This window comes from Alkalispirochaeta americana (assembly GCF_900156105.1).
GTDB lineage: Bacteria > Spirochaetota > Spirochaetia > DSM-27196 > Alkalispirochaetaceae > Alkalispirochaeta > Alkalispirochaeta americana.
Genome location: NZ_FTMS01000042.1, coordinates 1 through 4,434 on the forward strand (window position 1 = coordinate 1; position 4,434 = coordinate 4,434).

The 4,434-nt window shown below is 41.0% G+C and carries 5 protein-coding genes; 4 read left to right on the forward strand and 1 reads right to left on the reverse strand.

Annotated features, from left to right (window positions below; translation table 11 throughout):
* The first annotated feature begins 852 nt into the window (after window positions 1-852).
* From BW950_RS14460 to BW950_RS14470, 4 genes are all read left to right on the forward strand, one after another.
* A complete protein-coding gene (locus BW950_RS14460; protein WP_200796848.1) occupies window positions 853-1,497 on the forward strand; it encodes an SDR family NAD(P)-dependent oxidoreductase in 645 nt (214 codons plus the stop codon).
* A gap of 247 nt (window positions 1,498-1,744) precedes the next feature.
* A complete protein-coding gene (locus tag BW950_RS15040; protein ID WP_143559285.1) occupies window positions 1,745-2,011 on the forward strand; it encodes a hypothetical protein in 267 nt (88 codons plus the stop codon).
* Between the two features lie 346 nt (window positions 2,012-2,357).
* On the forward strand, window positions 2,358-3,302 hold the full coding sequence (locus BW950_RS14465; protein WP_076490004.1) for a DNA-methyltransferase: 945 nt from the start codon (window positions 2,358-2,360) through the stop codon (window positions 3,300-3,302).
* Complete coding sequence (locus BW950_RS14470; RefSeq protein ID WP_076490005.1) at window positions 3,289-3,900, forward strand: BglII/BstYI family type II restriction endonuclease; 612 nt, start codon at window positions 3,289-3,291, stop codon at window positions 3,898-3,900. Before BW950_RS14465 ends, BW950_RS14470 begins: the two co-directional genes overlap by 14 nt.
* A 321-nt stretch (window positions 3,901-4,221) precedes the next feature.
* Here the strand turns inward: BW950_RS14470 and BW950_RS15045 are convergent.
* The coding region (locus BW950_RS15045) for a transposase (protein ID WP_143559286.1) at window positions 4,222-4,434 on the reverse strand (213 nt) is incomplete at its 5' end.

Here is a 4,434-nt window from a genome sequence, read left to right on the forward strand (position 1 = left end):
CGAGTGGTATTCCTGAACCCATCACAGGAAACCAGGCGCCTGATCCATCAAAGAGCGGCGTAATTCAGGTGACTTCTTTGTTGACAAACACCGCACTCCCGGAGATGATCAGGTCCACCGATAGAGTCCCGGATTCCGGGCTCTATCACAGCTTTCTTTCGGGAGCCCCTCTTTTGCCAGCAGAGGCTGCTCGGGGCAGCCTCCTGGTAGCGCAAAGGTGGTCCCCTCTGGACGGTTCGGGGTTTTCCATGATGACAGATGGGGGTTCCTGTTTTATGCTCTTTCCCGGGGCGTTTTGTGATAAGGGGCAGGAAGAATACGAAAGCCACCTTTCGGGTGACACACAAGAAGGTACTCTGCCGGCTGCCTGTGCCTGTGACCTGGCGATTGTCACCCCGGTGCGGGCCCTGCCCGGCCGGGTCTGAAAGACGGCAGGGCTTGCCAAGGCCTCCACGGCCCACACTCTCCGTTACAGCTGCGCCACCCCGTGGGCTCGTCAGCACAAAGCCCGCCGGGATGTATACCCGCCTCTCCACCCCGATATTTCCCGGGTGCCAGGCTCTCTGGATGAGCAGGCCCTGGAGCGATGGCCTGCGTATGAGTGATTGCCTTCGTATAAAAGGACCAAAAGGAGAGATACACGCAATAGCGGAGGAGGGGGAAAGGGTGTATATACGCAAGAGTTCGTTTATTGGGGAGTTAGCTGCCATAATGAAAATCAATAAGGAACTTCAGACTATAATTGAGGGATTTGAACAATGATTGATAACAGAATAGCAATTGTGACAGGTGTTACCAGATTAAAAGGCATAGGTAAAGCCATTTGCATTGAATTGGCAAAAAAAGGAATTGATGTATTTTTTTACATATTGGCGACCCTATGACAAAACAATGCTATGGGGATTAAAAGACGATGAGCCAGAAAAAATCCAAAAAGAAATTTTAGGATTAGGCGTTCGTTGTGAGAAGCTTGAAATAGATTTAATGGACGAAGAGTCTATAAAGAGAATATTTGAAACTGTAGGAAATAAGTTGGGTTCAGCATCGATACTAATCAACAATGCAACTTATAGCACAACGACTGATATTGGGAATGTTCCTTCCCAAGAACTAGACAAGCATTACTTTGTGAATCTGCGAGCCCCCATTTTGCTTACTTCTTTTTTTGTAAAACAATTTGAAGAAAAACAACAAGGGCGGGTGATAAATATAACATCTGGCCAGAGCCTGAGTGCGATGAGTGGAGAAATTGCATACGCTGTTACCAAGGGAGCTATCGAGACTTTTACTCGGACAATGCAGCATGAACTTGCATATAAAAACATAACAATTAATGCTGTAAATCCTGGTCTAACAGATTCAGGATGGCTAAATTCAGGCTGTTTAGATGAAAAGCAAATTAATATCTTCCGCAATAGATTTCCAAAGGGAAGATTAGGATTGCCCTCTGATGCAGCAAAGCTTGTAGGGTTTTTAGTACAAGAAAATGCTGATTGAATAACCGGCCAAATTATTCACTCGGAAGGCGGATTCGTAAGAGAAAATTATGATAATTAAGGAATTACGGCAGCTAACAGCGGGTATACAAAATGCCTGCCGCAGGCGCAACACAGGCACTTCGCATACCCGCGGAACGTTGTGGGCAATACTTGGCCAGAGAAAGATAACCCACGCGTAAGAATCGTGAAATGTAAAACAATCTAGATAAATCTTTATTTTTAATATGATAAGAAAGGAAATCAAAATGAAAGAAGAAGAAATAGTTAAAGAAATACTAATTGAGGTAGGAAACCGATACAAAGGTAATTTTTCTTTTTCGATAGATTATAGTTTAAATGGAATTGTTTCCGAAGCTAGGAATCTGTTATATCAACGATACCCAATGAATACAAATGCAAATATGATTTTTGAATCGATAATCAGGTACTTGTTGTTAGACATATCAGGTTGCTCTAAGTCAAAATTTGAAGAAAAAAACATTTCAAAATTACTAACTAAAATGAATGAATAGAATAAAAAGCAATTTGATGAACAATTTTTGGAATATGTTGAAAATCAAGAAAAGAATAATTTTTGGATAAATCCGGTATAAAAAAAACTTAAAGAATTTTTGATTAAAAACAAATAAGAATGAATATGATACGCGTGGGGGAAACCGGAATGGCCAAGTACATGCCCACAACAACGGCAAGCCAAAATGCCTGCCGCGGGCGCAACACAGGCACTTCGGCTGTGCCGCAAACGTTGTGCGAAAGCCAGAGCGATAGACTGGTTATGGAAAACAAAATGTTTTGATATAATAAACCCGCGCCCAAGAAGCCCGGCGTCCATGCCGGGCTGGGAGAAAAGAGGAGATTATGATTACTATTACAGACAAATATTCAAAAGACGCTGACGCCATCATATACAATGGTTCTTGTTATGAATTTGTAAAAAAAATTCCATCAGAATCTGTAAAACTGGTTGTAACATCACCGCCCTATAACATAGGTAAGGAATACGAAAAGCGGACTGATTTAGATCAATATTACAAGGATCAAGAGAAAATAATCGATGAATGTGTAAGAATTCTATCTGAAGATGGAAGTATTTGCTGGCAAGTCGGTAATTATGTTACAAATGGCGAAATAGTTCCGCTAGATGTTTTACTTTTTCCAATATTTACAAAGCATAATCTTAAACTTCGAAATAGAATTGTTTGGCATTTTGGTCATGGGCTTCATGCATCTAAAAGGTTTTCCGGCAGATATGAAACTATTCTGTGGTTCACAAAGGGTGATAATTATACTTTCAATTTAGATGCAGTTAGAATCCCTCAAAAATATCCGAATAAAAAATACTTTAAAGGTAATAAACGTGGTGAATTATCATGTAATCCTCTAGGAAAGAATCCGAGCGATATATGGGAAATACCGAACGTAAAAAGTAATCACGTTGAAAAAACAATTCACCCTTGTCAGTTTCCTATTGAATTAATAGAGAGATTAGTGCTGTCTATGACAAATGAGAATGATTATGTATTTGATCCTTTTTTAGGTGTAGGTTCTACTACTGCGGCAGCAGTGAAAAATAAGAGAAAAGGAATAGGAAGCGAAATAATGAAAGAATATTGGGAAATAGCAGTTGAACGAACAGAGGCGGCATATAATGGTACGTTAAAAACCAGACCAATGCACAAGCCGGTTTATGATCCAGCTGATCCTAAGATAAATTTGAATTATGATAAAGAGTTACATAGCCAAACACAGCAGACGCTTTTTGAAAAAAAGCGGAAATACGAGGTGATTAATGAAAATCGTTGAGAAATATTCTCATCTAAATGGGCTTGAGTTTTTACTTGTCCATAAGCCTGATCTATGGCAAGAAATTGAGCATGTTATTTCTGAATTAGATGCTGAATCATGTAAAACAAAAGTATCAAAAGAAAAAACTAAAAAGGGTCAGTTGCTTTATAGCCCAATCGATATGAATAATTCTTTTAAGGGTAAACTATCAGCACTTTCTTGGTCTGAAAGCCGCGTTAGCTATTGGGTTACGAAAAATGAAAAACTCATCAGGAAGACATTAACTATGTCACCTGAAGATCAAAAATCTGAAATTGAAAGTTCAGGAGAAAGCCCGATATTTAGTTATAATCAAACGGATTTTGTCAAAAATAGAGTAGCAATCGAAGTTCAATTCGGCAAATATTCTTTTGTTGCATATGACTTGTTTGTAAAGCATCTTGCATTTTATGTAGGGGATCAAATTGATGTGGGTATTGAAATTTTACCTATGAAATCATTGCAGTCGCAAATGAGTTCCGGTGTCTCCTATTATGAAGGTGAGCTTTATAATGTAGTCAGACAAGGACGTGGCGTTCCAGCTGTGCCACTTGTAATAGTTGGTATAGAACCATAACCGCCTACGCACGTCCTGTGCTCCGGCGGTAGGGCGCGGGAAAATTTTATTAAAGATTGCGCTCTGGCCATCGCATAACAGCGAGTACCCGGCTGCGCTTCGCTCCGCCCAAATTGGCTCCCGATGGTCGCCAACTTCGGGTGCTCGCGGAACGTTATAGGCAATACCGCGCCAAGACAGAGGAAGATAAAATGAAGAATAGAGAGAACGTAAAAAAGAGCTCTTTGGAGAGCCTCTGCATGCGTCGTCATTCGGCTCTCGGAAACCTCGCTCCGGCGATCTTCGCCGAAAACTATTTCTCAGAAAGGAGATCCGCATAGATCAAGCGGTCGTGTCCACTATTGACAGTACAGGCCAATCCGTGATGAAGTCTCGAATCGTTTCAGCATCATAGCCAGCATCCATGACTGAATAACAATGAATAATACGGCTCATGGACAATTTTTCCATTGGTATTGCAACCTGGGAGTCATGTACATTTGCGCCTGTGACAACGGCCGTAACGGGAATACCGTTGTCAGTTACATCAAGATG